Source organism: Flaviaestuariibacter flavus, from assembly GCF_004337505.1.
Taxonomy (GTDB): Bacteria; Bacteroidota; Bacteroidia; order Chitinophagales; family Chitinophagaceae; genus Flavisolibacter; species Flavisolibacter flavus.
In genome coordinates this window covers 53,937-69,724 of the sequence record NZ_SJZI01000004.1, presented here as the reverse complement: position 1 = coordinate 69,724, position 15,788 = coordinate 53,937, and the positions used below count along the sequence as shown (strand labels likewise).

At 58.1% G+C, this 15,788-nt stretch carries 13 protein-coding genes and 1 pseudogene; 6 read left to right on the top strand and 8 right to left on the bottom strand.

The genetic code is table 11. From position 1 onward, the window contains the following. Positions 1–802 (bottom strand): annotated as a pseudogene (locus EPD60_RS16820) (hypothetical protein); the annotation flags it as partial. 143 nt (positions 803–945) lie between these two features. Between EPD60_RS16820 and EPD60_RS03850 the strand changes: the two are divergent. Beyond that, positions 946–1,713 carry a proline and serine-rich protein 1 family protein gene (locus EPD60_RS03850; protein ID WP_131447031.1) on the top strand — a complete coding sequence of 256 codons (768 nt, stop codon included), beginning with the start codon at positions 946–948 and terminating at the stop codon, positions 1,711–1,713. Positions 1,714–1,868: 155 nt separating this feature from the next. Here the strand turns inward: EPD60_RS03850 and sucD are convergent, their stop codons facing one another. The 5 genes from sucD to EPD60_RS03825 form a co-directional block, all read right to left on the bottom strand. Continuing rightward, the gene (sucD, locus tag EPD60_RS03845) at positions 1,869–2,744 is read right to left on the bottom strand and encodes a succinate--CoA ligase subunit alpha (protein WP_131447029.1); all 876 of its coding nucleotides are present in this window, start codon (positions 2,742–2,744) and stop codon (positions 1,869–1,871) included. A gap of 148 nt (positions 2,745–2,892) precedes the next feature. Next, positions 2,893–3,402 carry a hypothetical protein gene (locus EPD60_RS03840; RefSeq protein WP_131447027.1) on the bottom strand — a complete coding sequence of 170 codons (510 nt, stop codon included), beginning with the start codon at positions 3,400–3,402 and terminating at the stop codon, positions 2,893–2,895. A gap of 167 nt (positions 3,403–3,569) precedes the next feature. Further along, entirely contained in the window at positions 3,570–4,430 is an 861-nt protein-coding gene (locus EPD60_RS03835) for an ABC transporter ATP-binding protein (protein ID WP_131447025.1), read from the bottom strand. 3 nt (positions 4,431–4,433) lie between these two features. Further along, on the bottom strand, positions 4,434–5,174 hold the full coding sequence (locus tag EPD60_RS03830; RefSeq protein ID WP_207896537.1) for an MlaE family ABC transporter permease: 741 nt from the start codon (positions 5,172–5,174) through the stop codon (positions 4,434–4,436). Positions 5,175–5,299: 125 nt separating this feature from the next. Continuing rightward, a complete protein-coding gene (locus tag EPD60_RS03825) occupies positions 5,300–7,630 on the bottom strand; it encodes an NADP-dependent malic enzyme (protein ID WP_131447023.1) in 2,331 nt (776 codons plus the stop codon). A gap of 111 nt (positions 7,631–7,741) precedes the next feature. Between EPD60_RS03825 and EPD60_RS03820 the strand changes: the two genes are divergently transcribed. From EPD60_RS03820 to EPD60_RS03810, 3 genes are all read left to right on the top strand, one after another. Beyond that, positions 7,742–10,039, top strand: a complete 2,298-nt coding sequence (locus tag EPD60_RS03820) for an ATP-binding protein (RefSeq protein ID WP_131447021.1) — start codon at positions 7,742–7,744, stop codon at positions 10,037–10,039. 107 nt (positions 10,040–10,146) lie between these two features. Beyond that, complete coding sequence (locus EPD60_RS03815) at positions 10,147–11,055, top strand: ABC transporter ATP-binding protein (RefSeq protein WP_131447019.1); 909 nt, start codon at positions 10,147–10,149, stop codon at positions 11,053–11,055. Between the two features lie 56 nt (positions 11,056–11,111). After that, complete coding sequence (locus tag EPD60_RS03810; protein WP_131447017.1) at positions 11,112–11,888, top strand: ABC transporter permease; 777 nt, start codon at positions 11,112–11,114, stop codon at positions 11,886–11,888. A gap of 144 nt (positions 11,889–12,032) precedes the next feature. On the opposite strand, the gene EPD60_RS03805 is transcribed toward EPD60_RS03810, so the two are convergent. Both EPD60_RS03805 and EPD60_RS03800 read right to left on the bottom strand, forming a co-directional pair. After that, entirely contained in the window at positions 12,033–12,572 is a 540-nt protein-coding gene (locus EPD60_RS03805) for a hypothetical protein (protein WP_131447015.1), read from the bottom strand. Positions 12,573–12,839: 267 nt separating this feature from the next. Next, positions 12,840–14,081 (bottom strand): MFS transporter, encoded by a 1,242-nt coding sequence (locus tag EPD60_RS03800; protein ID WP_243647751.1) that lies wholly within the window; start codon positions 14,079–14,081, stop codon positions 12,840–12,842. A 215-nt stretch (positions 14,082–14,296) separates the two neighbouring features. Here EPD60_RS03800 and EPD60_RS03795 point away from each other — a divergent pair, with 215 nt between their 5' ends. Both EPD60_RS03795 and EPD60_RS03790 read left to right on the top strand, forming a co-directional pair. Further along, positions 14,297–14,665, top strand: coding sequence for a YccF domain-containing protein (locus tag EPD60_RS03795; protein ID WP_131447013.1), 369 nt, complete (start codon positions 14,297–14,299; stop codon positions 14,663–14,665). Between the two features lie 23 nt (positions 14,666–14,688). Continuing rightward, positions 14,689–15,783: a type I restriction endonuclease gene (locus tag EPD60_RS03790; protein ID WP_131447011.1), complete on the top strand. Its 1,095-nt coding sequence runs from the start codon at positions 14,689–14,691 to the stop codon at positions 15,781–15,783. Positions 15,784–15,788: the final 5 nt, after the last annotated feature.

The following is a 15,788-nucleotide window of genomic DNA, read 5'->3' as shown; positions in this document are numbered from 1 at the left end:
CGTAGAGCGGCGCGCCGCTTCGTTTCAGGTGAAAGCGCGTGAGGTCCTGGAAAAGCCGGACAGCTTCGCCTTCTGCCGCCGCCGTATCGCCGGCGGGAAAGCGGGTGGCCGCAAACGTAGAGGCCGGTGCGAAGGCTTCGGGGCGCCGCAGGGTAAAGCTTACCTCGGGGCCTTGCAGACCGTATTGACGGCTCTTGTAATAATCCAGTGCATCGTGCGCGATCAGGTCATAAAGGGTGGGCCGCAGGGCGCGGGCGTTGCCGCGAACGATAAGCGTTTCCCAACCTTCGAGGCTCGTGGACTGCAGGAGGGCGGCGGGTGCCAGTGCGCTGCGGTAAAGCCGCCTGATCTCCGACCGCAGGCGGTCGGCGCTCCAGGTGTTGATATCGGCCGAAGTATCGGAGGTTCTAGTGCGCGACAGGAAGAGCCAGCTATAGGCGGCATAGTAGCGACGGTACTCGCCGGCGATCATGCTTTGAATCAGCGAGCGGGCGGCGCCGCGGAATTTCGGGAGCTCGCGCTGCAGTTCGCGGATACCCTCACGGAGGTTGTCTTCACGGTTTTCGGCCGAGGTGCGGTTGCGGAAATAAAGTGCACGGAGCAGCTCGGGCTCATTGCCTTCGCGGCGTGCGCGGTTATAGATAGTATCGGCTAGCGCGCGCGCCGCCTGCGGGCGTACCGCGCGGAGCAGGAGCGAGTCGGCCTCCTTCCAGCGCGCGGCGTACCAGGAGTTCGTTTGCGCGCCGGCGTTAGTAAAGAAGAAAAGCAGCAGCAGGATGCCGCCGGTACGTATGGTGTTCATAATCTTACGGTTGGGGCAATGAATATACTAGGGATAGACCACCGGGCAAGACACATAGCTGCATGAAGGATAAACGGCGCCTTTAACGTTTGTTTGTCAACCCTGCGGCCGGAAAATGTATCTTAACTCCAAAGACTGATTATATGAGAACAATTTTTACCCTCCTGCTTGGCCTTGTACTTTCCGTTGCCGTGCACGCCGCGGACCAAGGCCGCCTGACGATCACCTTCTCCGGGCTTACCGACCTGTATGTGCAGATCGACAACCGGTATTTTTCCGCCACCGATAACCTGGTTTGCGTCGACGGCATTCCCGCCGGCAAGCATACCGTGAAAGTTTTCCAGCCGCGCAACGGCTCTAACGTTAATGGCCGCCTGCTTTACCAGGGGCAGGTTATGATTCGCCCCGATTACCATGTCGACATCACCTTCAACCGCTTCGGCAAGGCCTTCTTTGACGAGAAGCGCTATGGCGGTATGATGTATTCCGACTACGATACCTGGGGCAATGCGGCCTGCGGAACCACGGGTGGCTGGAGCCAGGGCGGCGGATGGAACAATGGCAATGGTGGCTGGAACAATGGTAACGGCAACGGCAACACGGGTTGGAACGGCGCCGTCCAGGCCATGGCCGCTTCCGACTTCAGTGCCCTGGTGGCGCAGCTGCGCGCGGAGCGATTCGACAATACGAAGCTGACACTCGCCAAGGATGCGCTTGCGTACAACCGCGTTTCGGCCGCCCAGGTAAAGCAACTGATGCAGCTCTTTACGTTCGACAGCGACCGGCTCGAAATGGCGAAGGCGGCCTACCCGCGCACCGTCGACAAGAACAACTATTTCCAGGTGATGGATGCCTTTGAGTTCTCGAATTCGAAAGAGCAGCTGTCGGCATGGATCAGGACCCAGAATTAGAGCGTAGGATATATTCAATATTCAATAATCAATGTTCAACGTACAAGGTGTGGATTCAACTTATTGAAAATTGAATATTGAGCGATGAATATTAAGCATTAGAAGCACAAAGCCCCGACCAACGGTCGGGGCTTTGTTATTAAAGGCTGTTCTGTTTATTTGCCGATTACGCTGGCCATCGTCTTGCCGATGTCCGCGGGGCTTTTCACCACATGGATGCCGCACTCTTCCATGATCTTCATCTTGGCGGCAGCGGTGTCTTCGGCTCCGCCTACGATGGCGCCGGCGTGGCCCATGCGGCGGCCCGGTGGCGCGGTCTGGCCGGCGATGAAACCTACAACGGGCTTCTTGTTGCCGGTGCTCTGGATATAGCGGGCGGCTTCTGCTTCCATGCCACCACCGATTTCGCCGATCATAACGATGGCGTCGGTTTCGGGATCGTTCATAAAGAGCTCAATGGCTTCCTTGGTGGTGGTGCCGATGATGGGATCGCCACCGATACCTACGGCCGTGGAGATGCCGAGGCCGGCCTTGGCGATCTGGTCGGCCGCCTCGTAGGTGAGGGTGCCCGACTTGGAAACAATACCGATACGGCCTTTCTTGAAAACAAAACCCGGCATGATACCCACCTTGCACTCGTCGGCGGTGATAACGCCGGGGCAGTTGGGGCCGATGAGACGGGTGTTGGTTCCGTGCAGGTAGTTTTTCACCTTCACCATATCCTGAACCGGGATGCCTTCGGTGATGCACACCACGAGCGCAACGCCGGCGTCGGCGGCTTCCATGATGGCGTCGGCAGCAAAGGCCGGCGGAACGAAAATGATGGACACGTTGGCGCCCGTTTCCTTCACACAGTCAGCCACCGTGTTGAACACGCGGCGGTCGAGGTGGTCGCTGCCGCCCTTGCCGGGGGTAACGCCGCCTACCACGTTGGTGCCGTACTCGATCATCTGCGAGGCATGGAAGGTGCCTTCCGTACCGGTGAAGCCCTGTACCAGGACCTTCGACTCTTTATTGACAAGAATGCTCATAACGGATTTTAAAAGTTCGGCAAAAATAGGGGATTCCCGGAACGTGAATCGGGGAAACGTCGATTGGTAACCGTGTTACCGGCCCCTGTGCCGGGGCGGGCAAAGAAAAGCCCCGGATTGCTCCGGGGCCCGCAAAGAGTTTATCGATTTAGTTGCGTACCAGGTGCTGGCGCTGCCGGGCATAAAGCAGCGTAAAGAGGATGGCTATAAGCGCCGTAAAGCCACCGGTGATGCCGGTTACCAGGTTGACGCCGAAAAGGGCGAAGAGCACCGGTATGGGCGCCAGCTCGCCGAATGCATAGATCGGGAAGCCCGACTTGCGCAGCTGGCGCATCCGCATGGCGCCTACAAGACACATTGTGGTGAAGATGAGGGTGAGCACGATATTGATAGTCTGGAACTGTTCTCCTTTCTTCACCATCTCCATAGAAGCGTCTATCCAGCGGCCCATAAAGCCATCGCCCATCTTGTCGCGGGCTTCCTGGAGCTGCTCCATGTTCTTCTGGGAGTTCTTGGTGCCGAAAAAGCCCCAGATCGTGCTGATATAGGCAAAGGCGCAGCCGATATACGTCAGCGTGGTGAGGGTCTTAAGGCCGGATGGCGTCTCGCGCGGCACGTCGTTATGCAATACGTCGTCCGGGTGATAGTTCGTTTCCATATGCAGTATTTGAGGGTTAAGATAAGGATTTGAAAGAAAAGAAGGGTCCGAGTGTTTCGCGAAGGATTACAATTGACAAGGTCCCGGCTTGCCGGGACCTTGTACATAAATCTTGGCGTATCGCTTCTTTTGCTTCATTCCTTTGCGGTGAAAAACTCTTTTTCAGCTTATGATCCTTCCGGCGTATCATCCGGCGGCGGCACGAGCTCTGGTGCGTCCTTGCTGGTGAGTTCTTCCATATTACGGTCGTTGGCGATCTTGCCGGTTTCTTCCAGCTGGCGCATGTCTTTCGCATCGCGGAGGAACTCGGAGGCAAAGATGAAGTCGTTGAGCAGCTTGTTTTTCGAAAAGATGATCTCCTTGTTGTTGCCTTCCCACTCCTTGCGGCCCTGGTACATATAGATGATGTGGTCGCCGATCTCCATCACCGAGTTCATGTCGTGGGTGTTGATCACCGTGGTGATGTTATACTCCTTCGTGATCTCGTTAATGAGCTGGTCGATGAGTCCGGAGGTCTGCGGGTCGAGGCCCGAGTTGGGTTCGTCAACGAACAGGTATTTCGGATTGAGCACAATGGCGCGGGCGATGCCGACACGCTTCATCATACCACCGGAGAGTTCGGCGGGGAATTTTTTGTTGGCGCCTTTCAGGTTCACGCGGTCGAGCACCTCGTTCACGCGGTTCAGTTTCTCGCGGTGGGTCATCTGGGTGAACATGTCGAGCGGGAAGATGATGTTTTCCTCGACGGTCATCGACGAAAAAAGCGCCGAGCCCTGGAACAGCATTCCGATCTCCTTGCGGATCTCTTTCTTCTGCTTGACGTCCATCTGCGTGAAGTCCTGCCCGCTGTAAAGGATGGAGCCCGAGTCGGGCTGGAACAGGCCCACGAGACATTTCATCAGCACGGTCTTTCCCGAGCCCGACGACCCGATAATGAGGTTGCATTTGCCCGCCTCCATGTTCACCGTGGCATCATGGATCACCGTTTTCCCGGCAAAGCCTTTCTTTAGATTCTTTACTTCGATCATATGTCAGAGGAGTAAGGCGGCCAGGATATAGTCAGCAAAAAGCACCGTCACGCAGGTCACTACCACGCTCTTGGTGGAAGCGCGCCCGATCTCGAGGGCGCCGCCGCTCACATGGTAGCCAAAGTAGGCGGGAATGCTGGAGATGAGGAAAGCGAAGGTGTACGCCTTGCTGAGGGCAAAGAAAATGTTGTACGGGACGAAGTTCATCAGGAGGCCCTTGTCGTAGGTGTCGCCAGAGATGATGCCCGAGGCGGTGCCCGCAAGGCGGCCGCCCCAGATGCCCAGCACGGCGGCGACTACGATGAGCATCGGGATCACCACGAGTGAGGCCAGGATCTTCGGCGCAACGAGGTAAGCTTTCGTATTGATACCCATGATCTCGAGGGCGTCGATCTGCTCCGACACGCGCATGTTGCCGAGCTCGCCCGCGATCTTCGACCCGATAACACCAGCCAGCACGATCGATACGAGGGTGGGGGCGAACTCGAGGATCACCGTGTCGCGCACGATCTGCGGGATCGTGTCGGCCGGGATCAGGGGCGAGGTAAGCTGGTAGGCCGTCTGCACCGTGCTTACCGCACCCATGAAGATGGAAATGATCACCACGATGCCCAGCGAGCCGATACCGATCTCCGAGCACTGGTGCATGAATTCCTTCCAGTACATCTTCCAGTTCTCCGGCCGCGAAAACATGCTGCGGATCATATTGATGTAGCGACCAACGTCGGTCAGAAATTTCAGCATTTGTTTCGTTTATTCTGTCTGTCCTGGCTTCGACTGCGCTCAGCCTGACATGTCTTAATTCCAGCCTTGCCTGGCTTTCAGGCCCCTCTGTCATCCTGAGCAAAGCCGAAGGATGACAGACGAGGTCACGCTTTCTTCAGCCGCTTCCACCACTTCGATCTGCGGATCGCTTCCTCGTTCGCCTGCTCGTTCTTGATCTGCGCGTCCACCACCGCGATGGTAGCCATGTTGACGATGTTGCGCACCGAGCTGCCGAGCTGCAGGATATGGACGGGCTTCTTCAGTCCTAATAAAATCGGGCCAATGGCCTCGCTTCCGCCGAGCTCCTTGAGCAGGTTGTACGCCACGTTGCCGGCCGCGAGGTTGGGGAAAATAAGGGTGTTGACCGCCTTGTCTACGAGCTCGCTGAAGGGATAGTTGTCTTTCAGCAGCTCGTTATTAAAGGCGAGAGAGGCCTGCATCTCACCATCCACGATGAGCGAAGGGTCCTGCTTTTTTACGATCTCGCGGGCCCTTGCCACCAGGTGTGCCTCCTCCGAGTTGGAAGAGCCGAAGTTGGAATAGCTGAGCATCGCGATCCGCGGAGTGATGTTGAAATGCCGCACTTCCTGCGCCGCCAGCCGGGTGATCTCGGCAAGCTCCTCGGCGGTGGGGTGGAAATTGACCGTGGTATCCGCCAGGAAAATGGGCCCCTTCTTGGTGAGCATCAGGTACATGCCGGCGATGCGCTTGGTGCCGTCTTCCACGCCGATGCACTGGATGGCCGGGCGGATCGTGTCGGGGTAATTCTTCGAAAGCCCCGAGATCATACAGTCGGCTTCGCCTGTTTCCACCATCATGCAACCGAAGTAGTTGCGGTCTTTCATCACCTTGCGGCTCTCGTAGGCGTTGAAGCCCTTGCGGCCGCGCTTTTTGAAGAAGAGCTCGCCGAAAACGTTGCGGCGCTCTTCCATGGCGTCGGAGCGCGGGTCGAAAATGGGAAGGTCTTCGATGTCGATACCGTTGGCCAAAGCGATGTTGCGGATCTTGTTTTCGTCGCCGAGCAGGATCGGGTAGCCGATGCCTTCGTCGATCACCTGCTGGGCGGCCTTCAGGATCTTGACATTGTCCGCTTCGGCGAATACGATGCGGCGCGGGTCGCGGCGGGCCTTGGAGTTGAGCACGCGCACCACCTGGTTGTCGAGGCCGAGGCGCTTATTGAGCTCGGTCGTATAGCCTTCCCAGTCGGTAATGGGGTATTGCGCGAGGCCGGTCTCGATCGCCGCCTTCGCCACGGCCGGGGCCACGGTGGCCAGCAGGCGCGGGTCAAGGGGCTTCGGAATGATGTATTCGGGACCGAACGTGATGGTCTTCGTATTATAGGCCAGGTTCACGATATCCGGCACGGGGCTCTGTGCCAGCTCGGCGAGCGCCTTGACCGCCGCCAGCTTCATGGCTTCGTTGATACCCGTGGCGCGTACGTCGAGGGCACCGCGGAAGATATAGGGGAAGCCGAGCACGTTGTTCACCTGGTTGGGATAATCGGAGCGCCCCGTGGCCATGATGAGGTCTTTGCGGGCGTTCTTGGCTTCTTCCCAGGAGATCTCCGGGTCGGGGTTGGCCATGGCAAACACGATAGGATTCTTGGCCATGCTCTTCACCATATTGGCCGTAACCACGTTGCCTACCGAAAGGCCCACGAATACGTCGGCGTTTTTCAGGGCCTGGTCGAGGGTAGTGCCCGGCTTAGCATTGGCAAAGGGCTTCTTGAAGTCTTCGAGGTCGTCGCGGTCGCGGCTGAGGGCGCCCTTGATGTCGAATACCTGGAAATTCTCGGGGCGGGCACCCAGCGAAACATAGAGCTGGATGCAGGCCATGGCGGCCGCACCGGCACCGTTGATGACAAAGCACACCTTGTCGATCTTCTTTTTCTGGATCTGCAGGGCGTTGAGCAGGGCCGCCGCCGAGATGATGGCGGTGCCGTGCTGGTCGTCGTGCATCACCGGGATGGAGAGCTGCTCGCGGAGCGCCTTTTCAATAACGAAGCACTCGGGTGCCTTGATGTCTTCGAGGTTGATGCCGCCGAAGGTGGGCTCCAGCGCCTTTACGATCTGGATGAATTTCTCCGGGTCGGTTTCATTGATCTCGATGTCGAACACGTCGATGTCGGCGAAGATCTTGAAGAGTACACCCTTTCCTTCCATCACGGGCTTGGAGGCCTCGGGGCCGATGTCGCCAAGGCCAAGCACGGCGGTACCGTTGGAGATCACGCCTACCAGGTTGCCCTTGGCGGTATATTTATATACATTCTCTTTGTGCGCTGCTATTTCCTTACAGGGCTCGGCCACGCCGGGCGAGTAGGCCAGCGAGAGGTCGCGCTGGGTCTTCGCTTCCTTGGTCGGCACCACTTCAATCTTGCCGGGCCGCCCCTTGGCGTGGTATTCCAGCGCCTGTTGTTTTCTGAGATCTTTAGCCATCTGCCTGCAAAGATGCGGCAATGCGGGGAATTGGCCGATGCCGCGGATCGTTTGAACTAAATCTTCGCGGCTCAGCCTTGCCGGCGAGCCGCCGCTAATTATCTTCCCGGCATGAACTTAAGGGATATTTCCTACCACGACCAGGCGACGCTGGCCAATTGCGAGAGTGAACCCATTCATATTCCCGGATCCATCCAGCCACATGGCGTGCTGCTGGGCCTCGACCCGCAAGGAATTATCCGGTACTGCAGCGCCAACGTGGCCGGCTTTTCCGGCCGGGAGCCGTCGGCCCTTCTCGCGCAGCCACTGGCCGCCGTCCACCCCGAACTCTTTTCGCTAATAAATGAGGTGCTCCACGCCGGTGAGGACCTTCCGCGGCCCCTGCGGGTGGAGGCGGCCGGCAAGCCCTGGGATGTGTTCGGCATCACCAACGGCGAAAACATCTTTGTGCTGGAACTGGAAGAGTCGGTGCCGGTAAACCTGCCGGTGGATGCGCTTTTCGATCAGACAGCAGCCTTCGTTACACATATCGAGCGGGCGCGCTCGCTGCAGGACCTCTGCCAGCGCGTGGCCGAGCAAACACGCGCCATCACGGGCTACGACCGTGTGATGATCTACCGCTTCGACAAGGATTATAACGGCGAGGTGTATGCCGAAAGCCGCGAGGCGTCGATGGAGCCCTTCCTTAACCTGCATTATCCTCATACCGACATCCCGGTGCAGGCCCGCGAGCTGTACCTGCGCAACCCGCTGCGCCTTATTGCCGACGTGCACTACGAACCCGTACCGCTGCTGACGGCAGACGACGGCACGGCGCCGGAGCTCGACCTCGGCACGGCGCGCCTGCGGTCGGTTTCGCCGATCCACCTTCAATACCTGAAGAATATGGGGGTCGGCGCCACCCTCACCATCTCGCTGATTTCCGAAGGCCGCCTCTGGGGACTCATCGCCTGCCACCATCGCGGCCCGAAGCACCTCGGACACCTGCAGCGTAAGGCCGCGCTCCTGCAGGGGCACTTTCTTTCCTCCCAGATCAACGTGCGCCAGGTGGCCGAGGAGTTCGAGGTGCACCAGGTGGTGGAAGCCCACCTGCAGCAGCTGCTGTTTGCCATCGGGCAGGAGGGCGACTTTGCGGCCCGCTTCAACGGGCTCAGCTCGCTGGTGCCGGTGGCCAACGCAACGGGCGTAGCCCTGCTGCACCAGGGAAAGCTGTACCAGAAAGGCTTTGCACCGGACCCCGAACGTACCCGCCACCTGCTGCAGTGGCTGGCCGATACGTACTCGGGTGTCCAGTTTGTGTCGGAAAACCTGGCGGCGCATTATCCCGATGCCTGGCGCATCAGCACCGAGGCTTCCGGAATTCTTTACCACAAGCTCGGTGACCCGAGGAAGGAAGCGATCATCTGGTTTCGCGAGGAGCGCGAACGCGTGATCAACTGGGCCGGCAATCCCAGGGAGCCGGCAAAGCGCTCGCCCGTAACCAATATGCTGCAGCCGCGTACCTCCTTCGCGCTGTTTCGTGAGCAGGTGAAGCACCATAGCCTGCCCTGGCGGGTGTCGGAAGTGAATGCCGCCACGCGCTTTGCGGCGGCGCTGCAGAATGTGTTTCACCTCGAATACCTCAAAGCCGAGGAAGCCAACCACCGCGTGCTCAACGAGAAGCTGGTGAAGGCCAACGAGGAGCTCGCCAATATCAACTGGATCACCACCCACGACCTCAAAGAGCCGATCCGCAAGATCCTGGTGTTCGCCTCGCGGGTGATGGACGAGGAGGGCCGCTCGCTTTCGGACAACATCGTGCATTCATTGGGGCGCATCCAGCAATCGGCCCAGCGCATGCGCTCCCTAGTGGAAGACCTGATGGCTTACCGCCTGCTCGATAATTCGGAGAGCCCTTTCGTAATGTCCGACCTCAACGACATTGTTGCAAGTGTGCTGGAAGATTTCGCCGACGACCTGCGCGAGAAGGGTATCCGTGTGGTATCGGAAAGCCTGCCGGTGCTCCCGATGATCCCGTACCAGGCGCGGCAGCTTTTTTCCAACCTCATTGGCAACGCCGTCAAGTTCAGCATCCCCGGCGGCGGCGGGATCATCGAGCTGCACTGCGAGGTGGCGCCCGGCGGCTCCTTTCATCACCCCACGCGTGCCAGCACGGGCGACTTCTACCTGATCCGCGTACGCGACACGGGCATCGGCTTCGACCCGGTGCAGAGCAGCCGCATCTTCAATATCTTCTACCGGCTGCACGACAGCAGCAGTCTTTACACCGGCACCGGTATCGGGCTTGCCATCTGCAAGCGCATCACCGAAAACCACGGCGGCTTCATCACCGCCGCGGGCGCGCCCAATGAGGGCGCCACGTTCAGCATCTACCTGCCGCGGGATCCCTCCGGCGGTACCGCGCGTTAAGCCGGCAAGGGGCTGCGCCGGATTTCGTCACTGAAAAGTGGCCATACGTACAATAGTTTGCATTGCCAGCTACCGGTCGGTTAGTTTTGGAAGATCAACTACTGCGTATGGAAAAAATGATCATCGAAACCAAGGGCCTTACCTACCGCTTCGCCGGTGGCGCAACCACCCTGCACGACATCAACCTGCAGGTGCCGCAGGGGAGCATTTACGGCTTCCTCGGACCCAACGGCGCGGGCAAGACCACCACGCTCCGCCTGCTGCTGGGATTGCTGCAAAGCCAGCAGGGCAGCATCCGCCTCTTTGGTCTCGACCCGGCAGCCAGGCGGCTGGAAGTGCTGCGGCGCCTCGGCTCGCTCATCGAGCAGCCTTCCCTGTACACGCATCTTACCGCCCGCGAAAACCTCGAAGTATACCGCCGCGTATATGGCGCGCCGAAGGAGCGCGTGGAGGCCGTGCTGCAGCTCGTTGACCTCGCCGGCACCGGCAAGAAAAAAGCAAAGCAGTTCTCGCTCGGCATGAAGCAACGTCTTTCCATCGCGGTGGCCCTGCTGCACAACCCCGAACTCCTGATACTCGACGAGCCCACCAACGGTCTCGACCCCAATGGCATCATCGAAACGCGCGAGCTGATCAAGCGCCTCAACCGGGAGAGCGGCGTTACCATTATCGTGTCGAGCCACATCCTGGCAGAAGTAGAGAAGATGGCCTCGCATGTGGGCATCATTCACAAAGGCAAGCTGTTGTTCCAGGGAACGCTGGGCGAGCTGCACGCGATGCAGTCGGGCAGCCGCCACCTGGAAGTAGATACGTCGGACAATGAGAAGGCCCTCCGCCTGCTTGGTGATGCCGGCGCCCAGCGCCGCAACGGCTTGCTGCAACTCCCCCTCGGGGCTAAGGCCGATACGGCCCGCTATGCCCGCCTGCTGGTGGAGAACAACGTGGACGTATACCTGCTGCAACCGAGGCAGAACGATCTCGAGCAGTTGTTTATCGATATCACCTCGGGGAACTGATCTCAGGTCGAACCCGAACCTTCTAGAACCTTTTAGAACCTTCTAAAACCTTCCTCATGTCCCTCGCTATATCTTTCAACTCCGAAATGCTCAAAACCCGCCGCACCGCGGCGTTCTGGATGAGCGTTGCCGGTGCCGCCTTTATCCCCTGTATCTTTTTGCTGATCTACCTCACCAAGCCCGACAAGATGATCCCGAAGCTGGAGCTGGGCGGGTGGACGATGCACCTGCAAATGGGCTGGCAGTCGCTGAGCTCCTTCCTCTTCCCGATGTATGTCATCCTCATTTGCGCGCTCATCCCGCAGGTGGAGTACCGCAACAATGCCTGGAAGCAGGTGTGGGCTTCGCCGCAAACCACCGGTGAGGTGTTCTTCGCCAAGTGGGGCGCCATCCAGTCGATGATCCTGCTGTTCTTCGTTGTGTTCAACGGACTCATGATCGGCAATGCGGCACTGGTGAATATCATCAACCCGAAGTTCCCGTTCTTCCACATGGCGCTCGACTGGAAAGCGCTGATCCATCTTAACGTAAAAACCTTCGTGTCGGTGCTGAGCATCTCGGCCTTCCAGTACTGGCTGTCGCTCCGCTTCAAAAGCTTCGTGGCGCCGGTGGGCATCGGCCTTGCCCTGCTGATCGCGGGCCTGATCGCAACGGGCTTCGGCTGGGAGCATGTAGACAAGATCCCCTTCGCCTACCCGATCCTCACGCTCAAGTCGATGATGATGCCGAAGCAGGACTACCTCGTGAAGCACGAGTGGTATTCGCTGGCGTATACCGCCCTGTTCCTGGTGCTCGGGTTCCTGGATTTGCGGTACCGGAAGGAGCGGGGGTAAAACCCCAGCCCCCTGTCCCCCAACGGAGGCACTTAGGTCAATCATACTTTGTTTTTCGACCAAACGATAGGTCGATAGCTTACAAAAGGACCGGATCGCTTCGCGACCCGGTCCTTTTTATTAAGCATGCATCTTGAGTAAGCTTCAATGCTGTGCCAGTGGCGGCCACCTGGATGGGGCCGGGGATTTTGCCATCTGCTTATAATTCGCCAGCACCAGCTTCCGGCTGAAGCGCTTGCCCTCTTTAGGCGAGAACACTTCCATATTGTATACCGACGGCGTGGGGTCGTTTGTAAAGGTCACCTTCACCTGGTAGAGCGGCTCGGCTTTATCGCCGTCAATGATGTAGAGTGTGCGGATGATATAGGGAAGGTTCTTGTTGCCCACCAGGTGGTAATAGGAGCCGGGCACCTCGTTTTTATGATATACCTCGCCGGGGATGTATTGCAGCAGGGCCTGGCGTAGGGCCGGGAGAGCTTCGGCCTGAAACGGAGCGTCGGCCGCCAGCGGCGCGCAGCTGTGGCAGGTATCCGAATACCCCGGCAGGTAAATGCGGTCAAACGCCGCGCGGAAAGCGGTGCCGTAGGCTTCGATCCGGTCAGCCGGCAGATTGGTGTAATAGAAATGATAGTACTGGTTCTGCGCGCAGCAATACAGTGAGCTCAGCATTATGAGGGGAAGCATCAACAGGCGTTTCATGTCACGAATGGTTGGTCTGTAGAAGGGATTGCATTTCCCGTGCCATGAACTCACCCCGGCCTCGAAGACCTCACCCCCGGCCCCTCTCCGGGACGGAGAGGGGTGCCGCTGTTGGACATTCATTTCTATTGCATGCTTTCCTCTGTTGAACTTAAAAAGAAAAGACTGTTCGAAACTGTAAGAAAATATTCCCGGGAGTCACCCCTTCCCCTTGGGAATGGGCTGGGGGATGGGTCTGGGGCCGGGGGGAGGTCATTCCACCACCTTCAGCTTGCTCACCAACAGGAAAACCACCATCCCGAAACACCCGATCACGCTCAGGCTCACCCGGAGGCTCGACAGCTCGGAGATATAGCCGATCAGCGGCGGGCCCATGAGGAAGCCCAGATAGCCCACGCCGCTCACGGTGGCGATGGCGATGCCCGCCGCCGAGCCCGAGGCGGTGCGGCCCGCGATGCTGTAAAGCGAGGGGATAACGGTGCTCACCCCGATGCCCACCAGCATAAAGCCAAGGGCCGCCGGCAGCAGCATCGGGAAGAAAACAGCGAGCGCCATACCCATCGTGATGATGATGCCGTTGGCGCGCAGGATGGTGCGGCGCCCCATACGCGCAATCACCGTGTCGCCGAGAAAGCGGCCCGTGGCCATCATCACCATGAACGACGCGTAGCCGATAACGGCTTTCCAGCCCTGGGCGCCGATGATATCGCGGAAATAAACGCCGCTCCAGTCGAACATACAGCCTTCGGTGGCCATGCAGCAGAAGGCGATGAGGCCCAGCTGCAGCAGCACGCCCGAAGGCTTGCGGAAGCCGCGCCGCTTCGGTGCTTCCTCCGCCGCCACCGGCCTGCCGCGCACCAGGAAGGCGTGGTTAAAAAACACATTCAGCCATACCAGCGCGGTGATGATGAGGAAGTGGTACCAGGGCACGAGGTGCAGGTTGATCATCAGCAGGCCCACGAGGGCACCCGTAAAGCCGGCGATGCTCCAGGCGCCGTGGAAGGAGGTCATGATGGGTTTGGGGTAGAGCTTTTCGGCCTCCACGCCCTGGGTGTTGACGGCGATATTGGCGAAGTTGCCCATCACGCCAAAGAGGAAGAGGCAGGCCGCCAGCTGCCAGGGGGCGTTGGTGAGGCCGATGAGCGCCAGGGCCACCACGTACAGCGGCGCGGCCATGGTGAGTACCCGCCGGCTGCCCCAGCGGGCCACGAGGCGCCCCGACACGGGCATGGTCACCAGCTGGCCCGCCGGCAGCGCCAGCAGGATGGTGCCCAGGCCGGCGTCGCCGAGGTGGAGGTGCCCCTTGATATCGGGAATACGTGAAGCCCAGGAAGCGAAGGCGATGCCCTGGCCGAAGTAAAAGGCCGAGACGGCCAGGCGGGTGCGTTTCAGGTGCGCGGGAAAAAGGGCTGCTTCCTCGGCAATGGCGCCAGGCTGCACCTCAGGTACATCGGGATTTTTCATGTTGGTGCCGTAAAGGTCGGGGAATGCCACGGAGGAATGTGTGGATGTGCTGGTGTGCTGGTGTGCTAGTGTGCTAAATGGGGTAATGGAATAATGGGTTAACGGGGTAATAAGTTGCTTCATAGGCGCCGTCATTGCGAAGAGGCGAGCGCCGCGTCGCACAAAAACCCTGGAACCGTAAAACCTCAGAACCCCAGAGCCCGAAAAGTTTTCTATCTTGTCATCCAACCTGAACTAATACTGCCATGAACCTGCTCGGCAACATCATCTGGATCATCTTCGGCGGCCTCTTTGCTTTTTTCGCTTATGTCTTTGGCGGCATCCTGCTTTGCTGCACGGTGGTGGGTGTCCCCTGGGGCCTGCAGCTGTTCAAGCTCGCGCCCGCGGTGCTGGCGCCCTTCGGCAAGCGGATCGTGAGCGCGCCCTCGGCCGGCGGCTGCCTCGCGCTTTTCTGCAACATCGTCTGGATCCTTTGCGGCGGCCTCGGCCTCGCCATCGGGCACATCGTGCTGGGGATCCTTTTCTTCATCACCATTATCGGGATTCCCTTTGCACGGCAGCATTTTAAGCTGGTGGAAGTGAGCTTGATGCCGTTTGGGAAAAGGGTGGTGTAAAAAGTCAAACCAAAATCAACAATATGGACTTTAAAGATCAAATCAGAGCCCTCGGTGAGCGGGTGGCCAAAATGAAAGATCACATTTCCACGGAGGAGGCAACAAAGAATGCCTTTATCATGCCTTTCATCCAGGTATTAGGTTATGACGTTTTCAATCCACTGGAATTAGTGCCAGAGTTCGTTGCCGACATCGGAATCAAAAAAGGGGAGAAGGTCGACTATGCAATTATCAAGGACAGTGCGCCGATTATCCTGATCGAGTGCAAGCATTGGTCATCTGATCTGAATCCGCACAATAGCCAGCTCTTTCGCTATTTCCATACTACAAAAGCCAGGTTTGGCATCCTGACGAACGGAATCGTTTACCGGTTTTACACCGATCTGGTGGAGACCAACAAGATGGATGAAAAACCCTTCTTTGAATTCAGGATCGATGACATGAAGGATGTGCAAATTGAAAAGCTGAAAGAGTTTCACAAAAGCTATTTCAACCTGGGAAGCATCATCAATACAGCCAGCGAATTGAAGTACATGTCGGAACTGCGGAACCTTATCGTAAAGGAGGTCAGTGAGCCCTCTGATGAATTTGTGCGCTTTTTTGCAAAGCCGGTCTATCAATCAATTGTCACCGGGAAAGTGTTAGACCAGTTTCGCGGCCTGGTGAAGCGCACCTTTCAACAGCACCTTAACGACGCGATCAGCGAAAGGCTGAAGTCGGCTCTTGCAACAGAACAGCAGATCGTAGACGACATTCAGCGGGAAGAGGTAGCTGGCACAGATCCCGAGCCGGCAAGCCGGGTACAGACGACGGCTGAGGAAATGGAAGCCTTTTATATCGTGCGCGCCATCCTTTGCGCAAAGATTAAAATTGGCCGGATTGTTCATCGCGACCAGCAGACCTACTTTGGTGTGCTGTTAGATGATAACAACCGGAAGCCTATATGTCGCCTTCATTTCAACGGACGTAAGAAATATGTGTCGTTCTTCGACACAGGAAAAGAAGAGCGCGTAGAAATTTCAGGCAGTAGTGACTTGTATGATTATGCCGCTCGCCTGATAAGTGTTGTAGATACGTACGATAAATCAACTGCGGTTACAACCGGGGAGGCTGGTTAGCCAAA

Bases quoted from the DNA above. Each gene is read 5' to 3' on its own strand.
- EPD60_RS03805 (WP_131447015.1), bottom strand. From the start codon at position 12,572: ATGCTTCCCCTCATAATGCTGAGCTCACTGTATTGCTGCGCGCAGAAC.
- EPD60_RS03795 (WP_131447013.1), top strand. From the start codon at position 14,297: ATGAACCTGCTCGGCAACATCATCTGGATCATCTTCGGCGGCCTCTTT.
- sucD (WP_131447029.1), bottom strand. From the start codon at position 2,744: ATGAGCATTCTTGTCAATAAAGAGTCGAAGGTCCTGGTACAGGGCTTC.
- EPD60_RS03810 (WP_131447017.1), top strand. From the start codon at position 11,112: ATGTCCCTCGCTATATCTTTCAACTCCGAAATGCTCAAAACCCGCCGC.
- EPD60_RS03825 (WP_131447023.1), bottom strand. From the start codon at position 7,630: ATGGCTAAAGATCTCAGAAAACAACAGGCGCTGGAATACCACGCCAAG.
- EPD60_RS03830 (WP_207896537.1), bottom strand. From the start codon at position 5,174: ATGCTGAAATTTCTGACCGACGTTGGTCGCTACATCAATATGATCCGC.
- EPD60_RS03840 (WP_131447027.1), bottom strand. From the start codon at position 3,402: ATGGAAACGAACTATCACCCGGACGACGTATTGCATAACGACGTGCCG.
- EPD60_RS03820 (WP_131447021.1), top strand. From the start codon at position 7,742: ATGAACTTAAGGGATATTTCCTACCACGACCAGGCGACGCTGGCCAAT.
- EPD60_RS03790 (WP_131447011.1), top strand. From the start codon at position 14,689: ATGGACTTTAAAGATCAAATCAGAGCCCTCGGTGAGCGGGTGGCCAAA.
- EPD60_RS03815 (WP_131447019.1), top strand. From the start codon at position 10,147: ATGGAAAAAATGATCATCGAAACCAAGGGCCTTACCTACCGCTTCGCC.
- EPD60_RS03850 (WP_131447031.1), top strand. From the start codon at position 946: ATGAGAACAATTTTTACCCTCCTGCTTGGCCTTGTACTTTCCGTTGCC.
- EPD60_RS03835 (WP_131447025.1), bottom strand. From the start codon at position 4,430: ATGATCGAAGTAAAGAATCTAAAGAAAGGCTTTGCCGGGAAAACGGTG.